We start from the raw sequence: 16,076 nt of genomic DNA, 5'->3' as shown, positions 1-16,076 counted from the left end.
GTGAGCCGGCACCCTATTGGCTTGCAGTTAATCCTGCCGGGCCTCCATGGCGGGCAGGCGCAATATCACTGTCGTGCCCGAGCCGACGGCGCTTTCGATATCGACGCGCCCGCCGTGGCGCTCGGCAAAATGCTTCACCATCGGCAGGCCGACGCCGCCCAGGCCCGTGCCCTTGGTGGTGAAAAAGAGATCGAAGGCGTGGAGCACGGTCTCCCGCGTCATTCCGATTCCACTGTCTTCGATACGGAGTTCGACGACAGTGCCAGGATCCAGAACGACCGCGGCGGCGTTTATCGAGATCAACCCGCCGTCCGGCATCGCGTCGCGCGCGTTGAATACGAGATTCAAGACCGCGTTCTGCAAACCCAGCGGATCGCATTTTGCAGCGGGTAGATCGCGTCCAAGGCGAACTTCGAGACGAACGTTCGTCTCCCATGCGCTTCGGACAAGGTTTTCGACCTCGGCCAAGCAGGCGCCCACGCTTGCATGTTCCGGCGCTCGATGACTTGCCGCGGCCCGGCCGACCGTCTCCCTGACAAGCGCGGCGGCTTGCTGCAGGGCGGTCCTGGCGCTGGCGATTACGGAGTCGAGAGCTGGAGCCGTCGAGACGCTCGGGTCGCGGGCGACCTGATTCAGTGCAGATGAAGCGACCTGAATTAGATTGCCCAGATCATGAACAATACCGGCCGTCGACTGCTCTGCCGGCGGGTCGGACAGGGGAACATCAGTAGTCCGGTTAAAGACATGATTGTCGGCCGTGCCTGATCTTGTTTCCGCGCCTGACATTTTCATGCCCTCTTTTGTTCGATCGACCCCTGGCAATCCGGTCGTGTGAGGACACTATATTGAGGAGCATTTCCGGGTCGATTGGATGGAGGACGAGGGCGAGCCATACGGCGGTATATGTCTCGCTGCAGTTTTCGCCGGATTGATCGCCATGGCACTGACAGCCGACGCCAGTCGGCCGCGCACTCCCTGCCAACCTTGGGCGCGCTGCCTGGGAACGTCGGCGCGGCCGGCGATGCGTTCGATCGATGCCGGGAACCTACCCGCGCGCCGACCACCGGCTACAGCTGCCACTCCCCCGGGTGCATTGTCCTAGACTTTCGGATCGCCTGACCGAGCCGTCCGTCGAATATTTTCGCGCGCCAAGTGGGCGCATTCTTCTCGGTATCGGACGACCCGCCGCACAGGAGAAGACACGTGCACAAGATCATCAGAGCTCTGGCCCTTGTTTACGCATGTTGCGTGTCGGACAGCGCGACGACGCAGGCCGCGGACCATCAGGCAAAACCGACGATCGTGCTGGTGCACGGGGCCTTTGCTGAATCGTCAAGCTGGAACGGCGTCATCGCCGAGCTCAACAGGGACGGTTTCCGGACCATCGCTGCGGCCAACCCACTTCGCGGCGTTGCAAGCGATGCGGCCGCCGTATCGGCCGTCATCGGATCCATCGGCGGACCGGTCGTCCTGGTCGGCCATTCTTACGGCGGGCCGGTCATCACCGAGGCAGCTAACGGGAAGAACAATGTGAAAGCGCTGGTCTATGTGGCCGGATTCGCCCCGGACAAAGGCGAGTCCAGTCTCACGCTTTCGGGGAAGTTCCCAGGCAGCACGCTTGGCGAGGCGCTCCTGCCGGTGGCGCGGCCGGATGGAGGACAGGACCTCTACATCCAGCCGGAAAGGTTTCACCTGCAGTTCGCGGCCGATGTGACGGCAGCGCAGGCCAGCCTGATGGCGGCGACACAACGCCCGGTGGCTGACGCCGCCCTGGCAGAACCCTCCGGCGCGCCTTCTTGGAAGACAATTCCATCCTACGCGATCTACGGCTCGGCGGATCGGAATATCCCGCCGGCGGTCATGAAGTTCATGGCCGAGCGCGCGCATTCGGTGAAGACCATCGTCGTCGAGGGCGGGTCGCACGCGCTGATGGTCTCGCGTCCAGAAGCGATCGCCTTGCTCATAGAGGAAGCCGCATCGGCGCAGTGACGAAACCGGCCGCATCGCGCCGGCTGCATTCAACAAGTGCAAGCCCCCAGGAGACATCGACATGAAAATCGTGGTCATTGGCGGCACTCGGTACATCCGGTTAGCGACCGTCGAGAGGTTGCGTCAACAGGGGCACGACGTCGTGGCGGCGTCGCCGCAACGTCGTGCCCTCACAACAGCGGCACCTCATGATCCCGGCCACGCTGGCAGACCTCTTCGGGAATTCCTCGAGAACACCGCCTCCGTCCTGCGCCACCTATGGCACGGCCGACAGCTTTGGCTTCGGCTACTACGGCAGCGCCTCGGAGGTCGTGGGTCGGGGCCAAGCGAGGGAAGGCTGCGAAGACAGTGTCGCTTGAGCCAAGCCCTTGCGCTGGCGGTCGAGCGAGTCGCGGACGCGCGTCGCTCTCATCGAGGAATTCAGGGCCGGCACGGTTAGAGCCGCCGGCGTTGTTCCAAGTAGATCTTTTCGAAGTCAGAACAGGAGAATGAAATGAAAATCGTAATCATCGGTGGCACCGGACTTATCGGCTCCAAGACCGTCGCAAGGCTGAGCGTGAAGGGCCACGACGTGTTGGCGGCGTCGCCAAGTGGCGGCGTCAACACCTTCACCGGTGAAGGATTGGATAAGGCTCTTGCCGGGGCGGAGGTTGTCATCGACCTCGCCAATTCGCCGTCGTTCGAGGACAAGGCCGTTCTCGAGTTCTTCCAAACAGCCGGAAAGAACCTGCTCGCGGCGGAGAAGGCCGCCGGCGTGAAGCATCACATTGCGCTCTCGGTAGTCGGGGCGGAGCGCCTGCCCCGCAGCGGCTACCTGCGCGCCAAGATGGCTCAGGAGAAGCTGATCAGGGAGTCGGGAATTCCCTACACGATCGTTCACTCGACGCAGTTCTTCGAGTTCCTTGGCGGCATTGCGCAGTCGGCAACCGTCGGTGACACGGTCTCGGTATCGTCGGCCTATTTCCAGCCCATCGCCTCCGACGACGTCGCAGATGTGATGGCTGACGTGGCGCTCTCCCAGCCGATTAACGGCGTGATGGAGATCGGCGGCCCCGAGCCCTTCCGCATGAACGAACTGGTCGCGCGTTTTCTGCAACTCGCCAACGATCCCAGGAAGGTGATCGGTGATCCTCATGCTCTCTATTTCGGGACCGAGCTAAACGACCGCTCGCTTGTCCCGGGCGCGGGCGCCCGCATCGGTTCGACGTCGTTCGAAGGCTGGTTCGACCATGCCCCACCTCGGCGAAGCGGTGTTGCGGCGTAACGGCGGCATCTGAAGACAACCCGCAAGGGAAACGACGATGGACCACAAGCTGCCCATTGCGCCTCAGGCAAGTCGCCGAGCCCTCCTCCTCGGCGCAGCGGCCGCCGGCATTGCAACCGGCCTGCCCAAATATGCGCTCGGGCAAGGGACAGCCGGCCAGGAATCGAACTCATCCATCTCTCAAGAAGGATCGAAAGATATGAGCACTACCACCACCAAGGATGGCACCGAGATCTACTACAAGGACTGGGGTCCGAAGGATGCTCAACCGATCGTCTTCCACCACGGCTGGCCGCTCAGCGCCGACGACTGGGACACGCAGATGCTTTTCTTCGTCGGGCATGGATATCGCACCATAGCCCATGACCGGCGCGGGCACGGCCGTTCCGCGCAGGTGAGCGACGGTCACGATATGGATCACTATGCTGCCGACGCGGCGGCGGTGGTCGAGCATCTCGGCCTGAGGGACGCAATCCACGTCGGCCACTCGACCGGCGGCGGCGAAGCCGCTCATTACGTCGCCCGCCACGGCAACGGGCGCACCGCGAAGCTCGTCCTCATCGGCGCGGTGCCGCCAATCATGGTGAAGACGCCGGCCAATCCTGGCGGCCTTCCGATCGAAGTGTTCGACGGGCTGCGCAAGTCGCTCGCCGACAACCGCGCGCAGTTCTACATCGATTTCCCATCGGGGCCCTTCTACAGCTTCAATCGGCCGGGCGCGAAAGCGATCCCGGGCATCATCCAGAACTGGTGGCGGCAGGGCATGATGGGCAGCGCCAAGGCGCACTACGACGGCATCAAGGCCTTTTCGGAAACCGATTTCACCGACGACCTCAAGATCATCGACGTGCCGACACTCGTCATGCACGGCACGGACGATCAGATCGTGCCCATTGCCGATTCCGCGCCGTTATCCGCAAAGCTTCTGAAGAACGGCACGCTCAAGATCTATGAGGGCTTTCCGCACGGGATGTGTACCACGCATGCCGATGTGGTGAACGCCGACTTGCTCACCTTCATCAGGTCCTAGGCTCGCGCCGTGTCCTGAGGCGAGAGCCCGATCGCCGGCCGTCCTCCCCTCCGGCCGGCGATCACCCCAATCTCAACCGCAAACTGGAGTCAGACAAATGATCCGGAGCATACTCTACAGCACCGCCGCTCTCGCGGCGTTCATCGCCACCGCCGCGCTGGCCGACAATACGGCTGGCGCTTTCAAAAACGTGAAGCTCGTTTATGATCAGCCGCTTCCGAACGTGCCCGGCAAGAGCATGAGAGGTGTGCTTGTCGACTATGAGCCAGGCGGCAACTCGCCCGCGCATCTCCATCCCAAATCTGCTTTCATCTACGCCACGGTTCTCGAAGGGACGATCAAGAGTCAGGTCAATGATGGCCCGGTGGTCACCTATCGCGCCGGCGAGAGCTGGTCCGAATATCCCGGCGATCGTCACCGCGTCAGCCAGAATGCCAGCGCGACTGACCCCGCCCGGCTGCTGGCCGTCTTCATCGTCGACACCAGCGAAACCGAACTTGTGCTCCCCTACGAAGAATGAGGTCGGAATCTATCGCCCTGTTTGAACAGGAAAGCGCCGCGCCGCCGTTGCGTTTGAAGCGCTCGGTGGAACGGCGCGCAACCAAGGACGGCGCAATGCTCATCGACAAACTGCATGCCTTCACGTCGTCGCGCCTGGCCGTGATCGACTTGGATGCAACGGTGCAAGCGGCCGCCCTTTCACTGTCCAGGCCTGGCATCGGCCTCGTTGTGGTATGCAATGCAGGCGGAGGCACGGAGGGTGTGCTCAGCAAATCCGATCTCGTGCGCCATCTCACCGGCACGGCGTCCAAGACACCGCCAGTGTCCGACCTGATGAGCAGGTCCATCGTCTCGTGCAGTCCGCAGGACGATGTCCATGACGTATGGCAGACCATGGCGGCGCGAAGCCTGCAGAACATTCCGGTAATCGACGTCGGCGCCAGGCCTCTCGGCATACTGGACATACGCGACGCGATGAAAGTGTTGTTCGAGCAGGAAGAAATGCAGGAGCGGATGCTCTTCAATTATGTCGCTGGCGTCGGCTACCGCTAACGGTTTTTGCCGCGCCTCCTCCAGGCATATCCCGAAAAGGATCGTGAACATGAAACTATACTACAGCCCGCTTGCGTGCAGTTTGGCCGATCACATCGCCCTACTCGAAGCTGGCGCGCCATTCGAGCGGGAGAGCGTCAACCTGAAGACCAAGCGGACGGCATCGGGGGCCGATTTCAACGATGTAACGCGAAAGGGCTACGTTCCGGCGCTGGTGCTGGACAGCGGAGAAATCCTCACCGAGAACATCGCCGTCCTCGATTGGCTCGCTACGGAGTATCCAACGCTCGGTATTCCAGGAAACCTTGGCCGCACGCGCGTGTTAGAAGCGCTGGTTTTCATCTCGACCGAGGTGCACCGCAGCTTCAAGCCGATGTGGCATGCCAGCAGCGAAACCCAAAAGGCGCAGGCAAGAGCGACGATCTCCAAGCTGCTGGACATACTTTCGGGGAGGCTTGCGGGCAACTACCTGTTTGGCGCAACGCCCAGCGTCGCGGATTTCTATCTGTTCGTGATGCTCTTGTGGGCCGAGCGCTTTGATGTCGGCATTCCCCCGCCATTCGTTGCATTGCGTCGCCGCATGGCGAGCCGTCCGGCAGTGCAAGCCGCCATGCGGCAAGAGGGCCTGATCTCATTGATAGACAGTGATGCGAATGCTCACACGCGTGAAGAGTGCGATCATGTCACTGGATAACAAGGTTGTCATCATCACCGGAGGAAGCTCCGGCATCGGCCGCGCCGCTGCCCTGAGTTTTGCCAGGCAAGGTGCAAAGGTCCTCATCACAGGACGCCGCCCAGCAATGGTGGAGGAAGCGGCTGCTGAGCACCCGAATATAACGAGCCTCGTCGCCGACGCTGCGAAGCCCGAGGATGCCCCTCGCACCATTGCGAAGGCAATCGACACATGGGGACGTCTGGACATCCTCGTAAACAATGCCGGCGCTGGCGCTCTCTTGCCTCTGGGCGATGCTGCCGCTGAGCGGATCACGGACATCTTCGCGGTGAACGTCGTTGGCCCAAGCCTGCTGGCGTCGGCAGCCCTTCCGCATCTGACGGCGGCGAAGGGAGCGATCATAAACATATCGAGCACGTTCGGTCACAAGCCCGCGGCGGGTCTGTCCCATTACGCCGCCAGCAAGGCTGCGCTCGAACACCTGACGCGCTGCTGGGCGCTCGAACTCGCGCCACAGGGAGTGCGGGTCAACGCCATCGCTGCCGGTCCAACCGAATCGGGAGCACTGACGGGTATGATGGGGCTCTCTCCGGAACATGCAGCGGTTATCGAGGAAGCGGAGCGAGAGCAGATACCGCTCAAACGACGTGGCAGTCCGGACGACGTAGCCAGGTGGATCGTGCATCTCACCGATTCGGCGTCCGAGTGGGTGACCGGGCAGGTAATCGCCGTGGATGGGGGCCTTGGCCTCACATGACGCACGTGCCGACGAACAGCCGGTCAAAAATCGCCGAGGAGACTATAGACATGAACCGAGCCAGCCGTCGAATCCTTGGAGGGGTTTTGGTTCCCGATACGCCGCTTGTGCAACAGGCCCTCGACTATGCCCGGCACGAATGCGAATCCTATCTGTTCAATCATGTCGTCCGTTCTTGGCTATTCGCGGCGCGGATTGGACAGCTTCGGAACATCGATCACGATGCGGAAGTCGTCGCCCTGGGGACGCTGTTGCATGACATCACGCTCAACGAGCGTTTTAACGGCCCGCGCCGCTTCGAAGTCGAAGGCGCCGATTTAGCCCGGATCTTCGCACAGCAAGGCGGTGTCGACGAGCGCCGAGCCCAGCTGATCTGGGACAGCGTCGCCCTAAACTCGACACCGTCGATAGGCCTCTACAAGGAGGCGGAGGTGGCGCTCTGTACTGCCGGCATCTGCCTGGATGTGATCGGCCTGCAATACGAGCTTGTCCCTGCAGCGGAGATCGCAAGGATCGTCGAGGAATTCCCGCGGCTCAAGATGAAGCGTCGCATGACCCGGTGCTTCTGTCACATCGCCGAGACCAGGCCGGAAACGACCTACGACAATTTCGTCCGGGATTTCGGTGAACGCTATGTATCTGGATACCGAGCTCCTTCTTCCGTCGATCTCGTGTCGAACGCGCCATTTGAAGGTTGAATACGGCTGGAGCCGGATTGTCCGGATTCGTCGCACCCGGCGAATTCGGCTGTCTACCTTCGCCCGTGGCCGGCGACTCGTGCCCTTCCGGTGAGCCGCTGCCGGAACTGTTTCATGCCGCTGTCCTGGCCCCGCCGACCTCGCGCATCGGCGCGGGCAGAGTTTCCCATTCCCGGATCAACTCACCGATGGAAGCGGCCTCCATCTTGCGCATGACGTTGCCGCGGTGCAGCTTTACCGTCACCTCACTAATGCCGAGGTCGAAGGCGATCTGCTTGTTGAGGCGTCCCCGCGCAACCTGACAAAGAACCTCCCGCTCGCGTGGCGTTAGCGTCTCAAAGCGTTCGACATTGCGCTTGACGACCGCAGCTTCCGCCCGCAGCGCGGCATCCATCGCAATGCCCGCAATAACAGCGTCAAGCAGCGTTTGGTCCCGCACCGGCTTGGTGAGAAAATCCACAGCCCCGGCCTTCATCGCCTGGACGGTCATCGGAATGTCGCCATGCCCGGTCAGGAAAATGACTGGCTTGGGATTGCCGCTTTGGGCCAGATGCCGCTGCAGATCGAGACCGCTCGCTCCCGGCATGCGCACATCGAGGATCAGACAACCGGCGCTATCCAGTACGTCGGCATCGAGCAATTCGCGCGTCGAGCTGAAACAGACATGCTGGAACCCGGCGGAGAGTATCAATTCCGACAGCGCCTCCTGAACAGACGCATCGTCATCCACAATGATAACGAGGGGCTGCTCCGCGTCGCTCCTGCGCTGCGATGACGACGGCGCCGATCTCCGTAAGTGCGGCAGCTGCTCAACTCTCATGTTCACCTCCATTTTTCGATTTGCGTAATGCATTGCCGATGGTTGCCAGCATGTCCTGCGCATCGAAGGGCTTACGGAAGCACCCGCTGACGCCTTGGGCTCTGTCCGCATCGGCAATCTCATGGCGGCCGGTGATCAGGAACACCGGCAGGTCCGGACGCACCTTCTTCACCAAATCACAAAGTTCGAAGCCGTCCATGCCGGGCATCCCGATGTCGGTTATGAGCACGTCAAGGCCGGACAGCCCGCTGATGAGCAATGATTGCGCTGACGAGAAGCTGCGGGCCGCATAGCCGGCGGACTCCAGCAGATCCTCCAGCGACTCGAGTAGCCTTGGATCGTCATCGACAACGGCCACGACAGGTCTTTCCTTGGTCACGCCCGGTTCCCTCCCGCTCGGCGCGAGTGGGTGATCGGTATCTCCAGTCGCTGCGCGATACGCACGAGATCGGCGAGCGATGACGCCGCCATTTTCTGCATCACATTCCTTCTATGGATCTGCAGCGTGACCTCGCTGATTCCGAGTTCAGCGGCTGCCTGTTTGTTGAGAAGGCCGCTCACCACGAGCGGCAGCACCTCGCGTTCGCGCGGCGTCAGGTCGAGATGGCGTTGCTTCAGCGCGACCAGTTCAGCACGCGCGGACCTCCTTTCCCGATCCTCGGTGAGCGCCGCCTGGATTGAAGCCATGAGATCCGCATCACTGAAAGGCTTGGTGAGAAAGTCCACGGCGCCATGCTTGATCGCCTGGACGGAGGACGGGATGTCGCCGTGCCCTGTTATGAAAACGATGGGCGGATGATCTCCCTTTGATATCTGCCTCTGTAGATCCAGGCCGTTGATATCGGGCAGCTCGACGTCGAGGATGAGGCATGCCGGGATGTCCGGCTTGTTTGCACCGATGTACTCGCTGGCCGATCCGAACGCAGCGGCGCGGATACCGTGCGAATCCAGCAGCTCGCTCAACGCCTCCCGCAGGCGCGCATCGTCGTCCACGATGAAGACGATATGGTCATCTGTGGTCATGGCGCCGCTTTCACTTCAATCGGCAAGGTGAAGACGAACGTCGCCCCCTTTGGTTCGTTCTTCTCCGCCCACAGGCGTCCGCCGTGCGATTCGACGATCGAACGGCAGATCGCGAGCCCCATGCCCATTCCGTTCCCCTTCGTCGTGAAGAACGGTTCGAATATCTTGTCGGGAAACTCGATCCCCGCGCCACGATCGCTGATCTCCGTCTGAACCACATCGCCTACGCGGCGCGCACGGACCTCAAGAACCCGGTCGCCCGTAACGGCGTCCATGGCATCCATGCCGTTGCGAATGAGGTTCACCAGAACCTGCTGGATGTGTACGCGGTCCAGCGCGACGAGCGGCAGGTCGCTTTCGACGTCGATATCCATGCGGACGCGCCGCCGCGCCGCTTCCTCGGCCATGAGGTTGCGCGCCTCGGCGATAACGCCACTGAGCGCCGTAGAACTCCTTGCCTCGCCGGATTGTTTGAACAGAGCGCGGATGCGACTCACGACGTCGGCGGCCGCATTTGCGTCACGAATAATGCGCTCCACTGTCTTCTGCGCACGCTCGAGATTTGGCGGCTCAGCCATAAGCCATCGCTGGCAGGCATGCGAGTTCGCCACCACGGCCGCCAGCGGCTGGTTCACTTCGTGCGCGATGGAAGCAGAGAGCTCAGCAAGGCTCGCGGCCTGACTCGCTCGTGCAAGGCGCTCTTGGGCCAGCCGCAGCTCTTCCTCCGCCCGAACCTCATTTTCAACATCGAGGCAGATGACATTCCACTGCACGATGGTCCCTTCGGTATCGCGCATCGGCGCGGCGCGTGTCTCGACCCAGCGATACTCGCCGTCGAACCGCCGCAGGCGGTGCCTGCGCGCATAGGGCTCGCCGGTGGACAATGAATGAGCATATCCTCCCTTGACGCCCGCCAAGTCGTCGGGATGCACACCGGCGTCAAGGGTGCCGGCCAGCCGGGACTTTCCGGTGCCGTCCAATAGCTCAAGCTCATACCCCAGGAACTCGCGGAGCTGTTGGCTACGATAGACCGGCTCGCCATCCGGCGCCGCGCAATCGATCATTGCCGGCAGCGTTTCAACGAGTTGCCAGAGGAAGCGCTCCCGCTCTTGCAGCGCTTCCTGAGAAGTCACGAAATCATGGATATCGACGTTGGCGCCGAACCACCGGATGATGCGGCCGCTCTCGTCACGGAGTGGTTCAGCACGCCCCTCCGTCCAGCGGTATGAACCATCCCACCGGCGGTTTCGAAACTTCAGCTCGAACGGTTCGCCCGTGCTGAAGGAATGGGTCAAGGCCTGCAGCAAAGAGGCCCTGTCTTCCGGATGGACGATGGTCCGGATCGCACTGGGCAGGCCTCCGTCGGCATCAAAATCATCCAGCTTCAGGCCGATATAGTCCATCATCGTTTTGTTGATATATGCAGGGTCTCCGCCAGGCGTGACGCACCAGATCTGCACGGGCACGGTGTCGATGAGCTGTTGAAGCTGACGTTCCCGGTCGCGCAGCGCTTCTTGCGCGCGCATCTCATCGTCTATGTCAATGGAAATGGCATACCATTGCATGATCGCGCCGCTTTGGTCTCGCACCGGTTCCCCGCGGCCGTCCACCCAGCGATACGCGCCATCCGCATGACGCATGCGGTACTTCATGGAGTAAGGCTCCCCGGTGGCGAAGGAGTGGCGGACGGTCTCCAGCAGACGTGCGGCATCTTCCGGATGGACGAGGGTCGTTATGGCTGCCGCCAGTCGGCTCATGTCCGGCTTGTCCAGTTGGGCCAGGTCATTCAAGCCGAAGAAGTCGAGCAAGCGCTTGTTGAAGAAGGTCGGCTCGCCTTTCGGCGTCAGACGCCTGATATGGACGGGAACCATATTTACGAGCTGCGAGAGCTCGCGCTCCCTGTCGCGCAAGGCTTGCTGCGCACGCACCTCTTCGTCGACGTCGAGCGAAACGCCGTACCATTCCGCGACCTCACCGTCTTCGTTACGCCGAGGCTCTACCCTGCACTCCGCCCAGCGGTACGCGCCGTGCTGTTCGCGCCAACGAAATCGCATCGTGGACATGCCACCGGTTTCGAAGCAATTCCGCAGGGTGTTCTGTACCTCGGGAGCATCTTCGGGATGGATCAGCTCCTGCAGCAGTTGCTCGATGCGCGGCTCCCCGAGAGCTTCGAAATCCGCGATCACGGAGCGGAAATGATCCTGGTAGCGCTTGTTGAAGTAGACCGGCCCGCCCGTGGGCTTTGCGCTCCAGATCCGGACAGGTACGGCATCGATCGTCTCCTGAAGCTGCCGCTCGCTCCGCCGCAGCGCCTCTTCGGCATGCATCTGATCGTCTATGTCGTGACAGAGCCCGTACCACTGGACGATGCTCCCGTCCTGGTCCCTCATCGGCTCGGCGCGGCTCGACATCCAGCGGTAGATCCCGTCTTGACGGCGCAAGCGATATCGCATCGCAAGGACTTCGCCGGTGGCGAGACAATGGCGGAGCGTGTCCGAGAACGCTGCTCTGTCGTCCGGATGGACGCCGGCCTCTATCATCGCCGTCATGCGACTCATGCCCGGCTTGATCGTATCCGCCACGTCCAGGCCGAGAAAATCGACCATGCGCTTGTTGAAGAAAATCGGCTCGCCGTCGGGCGCGAGACGCCAGACGTGGCTTGGAACCATATCGACAAGCTGCGAAAGCTCCCGCTCCCGGTCGCGCGATGTGACCAGCGCCAGCTGACGCTGCCGAGATATGGCCGCTACGATGAGCGCCGAAAATGCCGAGATTGCCAGGAAAAGCTGCAGCATGACCTGCCTTTCCCTCTGGAACTCGGGAGCGCCGACAAACTGGCTGTCTCCAGATATCGTCAGTGCCATCGTGATCAGGGCGAGGAGCGTCAAGGCGACGGCGGCGCCTCTGAACTCGAAGCGCGCCGCTGCCCAAAGAAGGGGCGGCATGATGATGTAGGGGGTGGGCAGGTAGACGTCGCTCAAGGAAAGCGCGGCAACTCCCAGGAAGATCAGACCCAGGACGCCGGCTTCCACCCGCTGTGCGGGAGGGAGTTGGGTCTTGCTGCGCCAATACTGGATCACGACCAGCGCCGGTGGCGCTACGAGCAGGATTCCGGTGGCGTCGCCAATCCAAAACAGCGGCCATACCGCCGTGAAAGTTTGCGATGCTATGCCAAACCACGCAAGCGTCGCGCTTCCAACCGTCGCGCTGACGAGCGGCGCCACTCCAGCGCCTAGCAAGACGAATGCGAGAACTTCCTGCAAAGTTTCAAGCCGAACCGGACGCCCGCATGCCCGATTCACAAGCGTTGCGCCGACAGCCGCGCCAAGGGCGTTGCCGACATAGATCAGAAAGCCCGCAGGCAGCGGGCTGTGGAACCACACGAACTGCGCGAACATCTCCGCCAGGCAACCCGCCAGTATCCACCACGGCCAACTGTAAGGCGAGGTGAGGATGAGCGTCGCGATGAAAACGCCGCCCGGAGGCCAAATGGAAACCGTTATTCCGGGGACGATTGCCAGCGCCTGGGCGAACCCGCAGCCCAAGACATATGCCGCAAAAAATAGCCCCAGATGAAGGAATTGCGGGCGCGACCAGACGGACATCATCGGTTTCTCCTGCCGGGCAAAGAAGGGCTGGGGATTGTCAACGCTGCGTGTAGCACGTCTCCGCGATATCTGGGCTGGCGAACTCATGATCTCGGCTGGCGAACTCATGGCCCACCCTAATTCGGCGCCCCCCCGACTGCACCTCATGGAAATCCATGAGGCGTGGCCGAAGCGTACCTGACCTAGCCCTCAGGATGATACTGGCTAGACCAGCCGAGTGGCGACATGGCTCTCGCATGATGGCTCGGCGCGGCGTGTCCCGGCATGAGCCCCTGCCATGTTATGGCTGCCAATCGGTCACACCGTACTGCGGGCATCCACGACATGGCTGGCGAGAATCTTTCCAGGGGCGTTTGTCACGCTGGCAACTTCGCGTCTTCCATCTGCCTCTGACTCCCTTCGACAAGGGCGTTCGAGGCCAAGGTAGAAGGCGGCAAGCTCGGGGTTATGTCGGGCGTCGGCGCGATCGGCATCGGAATCGCGCTCAGCGCCAGGGACGACTGTTCCGTGCGCTTTCTCATGTATCGGGCGAGGCCGATCTTGATCGTGACCAGCACGGGCGCGGCAACCACGAACAGCAGCGCGACTGCGTTGAACGCGGTGTCGAAGGCGATCACTGTGGACTGACCGGCGACCGCTCCGCCCAGCAGGCTCGTCGCTGCCCGGCCAGTTGCCACGGGATCCATTCCTTTTGCCGCGAGCATGGCTGTCGTCGTTGCCAGACGCTCGCTGACCGCGGGAATGCCCGCGGTGACGTTGGCGCCGAGCACCGCGACATTGGCGGCGACGTTATTCTCGATCAATGTCTGCAGCCAGGCGACACCCATGAGGCCACCGAGCTGGCGACCCGTATTGAAGAGGCCTACGCCGGATGCGAGGTTTTGGTGGTTGAGCTTGCCGAAAGCGATGAGAGTGATCGACAGGAACAGAAAGCCGAGGCCGAGGCCACGCAACAGAATGGCTGGCATCATGTCGTCCGCGCCGCTTTCGATGGTCGAACCGGACAGCATCCACATCGCAACCATGATCATAAGGATTCCAAAGGGCACCGTGGCGATTGGAGGAATGCGGCGGACCTGCATGAGGAAAGCAGCGATGAGGAGCGCGCCGATGAAAAGTGCGCCGCTCGGCAACAGGAGCAGGCCGGCGTCGGTTGGCGTGAACGCAAGGACGGACACGGCGAACGAAGGGATCAGGAACGCGCTCCCGAACAAGGCGGCGCCGGCGACGAAACTGACGATGAAGGCGAACGAAAAATCGTCTGACCGGAACGGGGTGAAGTCCAGCAGGCCCTGACCTTTGACGATCATTTGTTGGCCGAGAAATGCCAGCAGAGTGGCCGTGCCGACCACCGTTAGGCAGGCGATTTGACGTTCTTCGAACCAGTCCCATCGGCTGCCTTGGCCGAGCACGTATGTGAAGCAGAACAGTGCGGTCGAGAGGAGCGAGAAGCCAAGCCAATCGAACGGGCGAGGTCCGGCTTTGACGGGCGCCGGGCAGTCCGCGAGCAGCAAGAATCCGGCGGCCGCCAGCGCCACCGGGACGACGCTGAAGAAGATCCACATCCACGACTGGCTGTCGAGCAACCAGCCCTCAAAGGCTGGGGCGATCGTCGCCGGGGCAACGACCGAACCGATTGCGAACAGGGCCTGAAGGATCGGCTGGTGGCGTCGCGGATAAGCGAGAAAAATGATCGTCTGCCCCGCGACGAGCAGGACGCCTCCGGAGAAGCCTTGCATTACGCGGAGCACAACCAGCAGATCCAGTTGCGTTGTGATGGCGGCAAGGGCGCAGGCTGCGCCCATGGCTATGGTCGAGCCGACGATCAGACAGCGTGGACTGGCGCGGTTCATCAGCCAGGCGGCGGCCATGAACCCGATCAGCTTCGAAGCGGTATATCCCACATCCAGCCAGGCGAACTCATCGGGAGTTGCATGGGTGTCGCCGATGATATCGCCACGCCCGAGCGACAGGACTGTGCTGGCGATCGCCTCTGTCAGAGTGGCGAGTATTATGCCCGCGACGAGAAGGGCTCCTGTTGCTGGTCGGTTGCGGTCCGGGATGGCGATGACCACTGCGGTCATGAGTCTCTACCGCGATCAATCTCGACACGCGCGGACAGGCCGGGCACGAGGCGACCGGGCAGCGGATTGCCGATGAATCGGATCTTGACCGGAACGCGCTGAACGACGCGAACGAAGTTTCCTGTCGCATTGTCTGCGGGGAGCAAACTGAAGGCAGACCCACTGCCGGGCGCAAAGCTGTCCACCATTCCTTCAAACGCCTCGTTTGGGTAGCCATCGATGGTGATGCGGACGTGTTGACCGGGCTGGATATGTTTAATCTGAGTTTCCTTGAAGTTCGCCACGACCCACAGATCATTGACCGGAACAATATCGAGCAGAGAGGCACCCGGCGCCACAAGCCGGCCGATGCGAACCTGGCGGTTGCCGACGACGCCGTCTACCGGCGCGCGAACCACGGCGTTGTCGAGGTCGATTTGAGTGAGTTCCTCCGCGGCCCGGGCCTGCGCTACCGCGGCAACGGCGGCTTCGCGCTGGGCGTCGAGCACGGCGATGCGCTGCCGCTGTGCCTCCAGTGCTGCCGATGCCGCCGCCACGGCCGCTTCGGCCCTCGACCGCGCGGCATCGCTTTCGTCGACCTCGGCCTGGCTTACGGCGTGGGTACGAATAAGTTCGCGGCGGCGGCCGGACGCCTTGGTCGCGAGGTTCAGCTCGGCCTCGGCCGAACGCGTCTGGGCTTCGGCCTGCCTGATGAGGGCATGCTGAAGCTGGACTTCGGCGTCGACATTGCCAAGGCGCGCCTGAGCGGCTTCGACATTGGCCACAGCCTGCGCGAGCCGCGCGCGGTAGTCGCGGTCGTCGATGCGGAACAGGACGTCACCCGCCCGGACGGCCTGGTTGTCCCGAACCTCTACTGTGGTGACGTAGCCCGCGATCTTCGGCGCAAGCCCTGTCACATCCCCGCGGACGTACGCGTTGTCGGTCGACGTGTCATCCGAACGGGCCCAAGCCCATCCTGCGCCAAGGGCGACCACGGCTGAGAGGCACAGCAGCAGCCCGATTGTCTTTCTCCTGCTATACGGCATGACCGGCCTCCGGTAATAGGCGTTACCATTGACGCTTATGGTAATGATTGTT

15 protein-coding genes and 1 pseudogene are annotated in these 16,076 nt (G+C 62.2%); 9 read left to right on the top strand and 7 right to left on the bottom strand.

Features of this window, described 5'->3' with window-relative positions:
• Nucleotides 1-27: 27 nt before the first annotated feature.
• Nucleotides 28-786 (bottom strand): sensor histidine kinase, encoded by a 759-nt coding sequence (locus tag AC0L2R_RS20520; protein WP_473511155.1) that lies wholly within the window; start codon nt 784-786, stop codon nt 28-30.
• A gap of 417 nt (nt 787-1,203) precedes the next feature.
• Between AC0L2R_RS20520 and AC0L2R_RS20515 the strand changes: the two genes are divergently transcribed.
• From AC0L2R_RS20515 to AC0L2R_RS20475, 9 genes and pseudogenes are all read left to right on the top strand, one after another.
• Nucleotides 1,204-1,989, top strand: a complete 786-nt coding sequence (locus AC0L2R_RS20515) for an alpha/beta fold hydrolase (protein WP_473511153.1) — start codon at nt 1,204-1,206, stop codon at nt 1,987-1,989.
• 61 nt (nt 1,990-2,050) lie between these two features.
• Nucleotides 2,051-2,146: pseudogene (locus tag AC0L2R_RS20510) on the top strand (NmrA family transcriptional regulator); the annotation flags it as partial.
• A 336-nt stretch (nt 2,147-2,482) separates the two neighbouring features.
• Nucleotides 2,483-3,253 carry an SDR family oxidoreductase gene (locus AC0L2R_RS20505; RefSeq protein WP_473511152.1) on the top strand — a complete coding sequence of 257 codons (771 nt, stop codon included), beginning with the start codon at nt 2,483-2,485 and terminating at the stop codon, nt 3,251-3,253.
• Between the two features lie 199 nt (nt 3,254-3,452).
• The gene (locus AC0L2R_RS20500; RefSeq protein ID WP_473511151.1) at nt 3,453-4,283 is read left to right on the top strand and encodes an alpha/beta fold hydrolase; all 831 of its coding nucleotides are present in this window, start codon (nt 3,453-3,455) and stop codon (nt 4,281-4,283) included.
• A 97-nt stretch (nt 4,284-4,380) separates the two neighbouring features.
• On the top strand, nt 4,381-4,803 hold the full coding sequence (locus AC0L2R_RS20495; RefSeq protein ID WP_473511150.1) for a cupin domain-containing protein: 423 nt from the start codon (nt 4,381-4,383) through the stop codon (nt 4,801-4,803).
• Between the two features lie 95 nt (nt 4,804-4,898).
• A complete protein-coding gene (locus AC0L2R_RS20490; RefSeq protein WP_473511148.1) occupies nt 4,899-5,336 on the top strand; it encodes a CBS domain-containing protein in 438 nt (145 codons plus the stop codon).
• Between the two features lie 49 nt (nt 5,337-5,385).
• Nucleotides 5,386-6,030, top strand: a complete 645-nt coding sequence (locus tag AC0L2R_RS20485; RefSeq protein WP_473511146.1) for a glutathione S-transferase C-terminal domain-containing protein — start codon at nt 5,386-5,388, stop codon at nt 6,028-6,030.
• Nucleotides 6,017-6,766 (top strand): SDR family NAD(P)-dependent oxidoreductase, encoded by a 750-nt coding sequence (locus AC0L2R_RS20480; protein WP_236473690.1) that lies wholly within the window; start codon nt 6,017-6,019, stop codon nt 6,764-6,766. Before AC0L2R_RS20485 ends, AC0L2R_RS20480 begins: the two co-directional genes overlap by 14 nt.
• A 50-nt stretch (nt 6,767-6,816) precedes the next feature.
• The gene (locus tag AC0L2R_RS20475) at nt 6,817-7,464 is read left to right on the top strand and encodes an HD domain-containing protein (protein ID WP_473511145.1); all 648 of its coding nucleotides are present in this window, start codon (nt 6,817-6,819) and stop codon (nt 7,462-7,464) included.
• Between the two features lie 112 nt (nt 7,465-7,576).
• Here the strand turns inward: AC0L2R_RS20475 and AC0L2R_RS20470 are convergent, their stop codons facing one another.
• The 6 genes from AC0L2R_RS20470 to AC0L2R_RS20445 all read right to left on the bottom strand — a co-directional run bounded on the left by AC0L2R_RS20470 (nt 7,577) and on the right by AC0L2R_RS20445 (nt 16,024).
• A complete protein-coding gene (locus tag AC0L2R_RS20470; RefSeq protein WP_473511214.1) occupies nt 7,577-8,284 on the bottom strand; it encodes a response regulator transcription factor in 708 nt (235 codons plus the stop codon).
• A complete protein-coding gene (locus AC0L2R_RS20465) occupies nt 8,274-8,663 on the bottom strand; it encodes a response regulator (protein ID WP_473511143.1) in 390 nt (129 codons plus the stop codon). Before AC0L2R_RS20465 ends, AC0L2R_RS20470 begins: the two co-directional genes overlap by 11 nt.
• Nucleotides 8,660-9,307: a response regulator transcription factor gene (locus tag AC0L2R_RS20460; RefSeq protein WP_473511142.1), complete on the bottom strand. Its 648-nt coding sequence runs from the start codon at nt 9,305-9,307 to the stop codon at nt 8,660-8,662. The genes AC0L2R_RS20465 and AC0L2R_RS20460 overlap by 4 nt, the downstream gene beginning before the upstream one ends.
• Nucleotides 9,304-12,915, bottom strand: a complete 3,612-nt coding sequence (locus tag AC0L2R_RS20455) for a PAS domain-containing protein (protein ID WP_473511141.1) — start codon at nt 12,913-12,915, stop codon at nt 9,304-9,306. Before AC0L2R_RS20455 ends, AC0L2R_RS20460 begins: the two co-directional genes overlap by 4 nt.
• 356 nt (nt 12,916-13,271) lie before the next feature.
• Nucleotides 13,272-14,999 (bottom strand): DHA2 family efflux MFS transporter permease subunit, encoded by a 1,728-nt coding sequence (locus AC0L2R_RS20450; RefSeq protein WP_473511139.1) that lies wholly within the window; start codon nt 14,997-14,999, stop codon nt 13,272-13,274.
• The gene (locus tag AC0L2R_RS20445) at nt 14,996-16,024 is read right to left on the bottom strand and encodes an HlyD family secretion protein (RefSeq protein ID WP_473511137.1); all 1,029 of its coding nucleotides are present in this window, start codon (nt 16,022-16,024) and stop codon (nt 14,996-14,998) included. The genes AC0L2R_RS20450 and AC0L2R_RS20445 overlap by 4 nt, the downstream gene beginning before the upstream one ends.
• Nucleotides 16,025-16,076 lie beyond the last annotated feature (52 nt).

It is taken from the genome of Mesorhizobium sp. WSM4820 (assembly GCF_055811075.1).
The sequence above is the reverse complement of the archived record's forward strand: the minus strand, read 5'-3'. Positions and strand labels throughout refer to the sequence as shown.

What these genes read in the sequence shown, in the direction of transcription:
- AC0L2R_RS20480 (WP_236473690.1), top strand. Translation starts at nt 6,017, where the DNA reads ATGTCACTGGATAACAAGGTTGTCATCATCACCGGAGGAAGCTCCGGC.
- AC0L2R_RS20450 (WP_473511139.1), bottom strand. Translation starts at nt 14,999, where the DNA reads ATGACCGCAGTGGTCATCGCCATCCCGGACCGCAACCGACCAGCAACA.
- AC0L2R_RS20455 (WP_473511141.1), bottom strand. Translation starts at nt 12,915, where the DNA reads ATGATGTCCGTCTGGTCGCGCCCGCAATTCCTTCATCTGGGGCTATTT.
- AC0L2R_RS20445 (WP_473511137.1), bottom strand. Translation starts at nt 16,024, where the DNA reads ATGCCGTATAGCAGGAGAAAGACAATCGGGCTGCTGCTGTGCCTCTCA.
- AC0L2R_RS20505 (WP_473511152.1), top strand. Translation starts at nt 2,483, where the DNA reads ATGAAAATCGTAATCATCGGTGGCACCGGACTTATCGGCTCCAAGACC.
- AC0L2R_RS20495 (WP_473511150.1), top strand. Translation starts at nt 4,381, where the DNA reads ATGATCCGGAGCATACTCTACAGCACCGCCGCTCTCGCGGCGTTCATC.
- AC0L2R_RS20500 (WP_473511151.1), top strand. Translation starts at nt 3,453, where the DNA reads ATGAGCACTACCACCACCAAGGATGGCACCGAGATCTACTACAAGGAC.
- AC0L2R_RS20475 (WP_473511145.1), top strand. Translation starts at nt 6,817, where the DNA reads ATGAACCGAGCCAGCCGTCGAATCCTTGGAGGGGTTTTGGTTCCCGAT.
- AC0L2R_RS20470 (WP_473511214.1), bottom strand. Translation starts at nt 8,284, where the DNA reads ATGAGAGTTGAGCAGCTGCCGCACTTACGGAGATCGGCGCCGTCGTCA.
- AC0L2R_RS20520 (WP_473511155.1), bottom strand. Translation starts at nt 786, where the DNA reads ATGTCAGGCGCGGAAACAAGATCAGGCACGGCCGACAATCATGTCTTT.
- AC0L2R_RS20490 (WP_473511148.1), top strand. Translation starts at nt 4,899, where the DNA reads ATGCTCATCGACAAACTGCATGCCTTCACGTCGTCGCGCCTGGCCGTG.
- AC0L2R_RS20485 (WP_473511146.1), top strand. Translation starts at nt 5,386, where the DNA reads ATGAAACTATACTACAGCCCGCTTGCGTGCAGTTTGGCCGATCACATC.
- AC0L2R_RS20460 (WP_473511142.1), bottom strand. Translation starts at nt 9,307, where the DNA reads ATGACCACAGATGACCATATCGTCTTCATCGTGGACGACGATGCGCGC.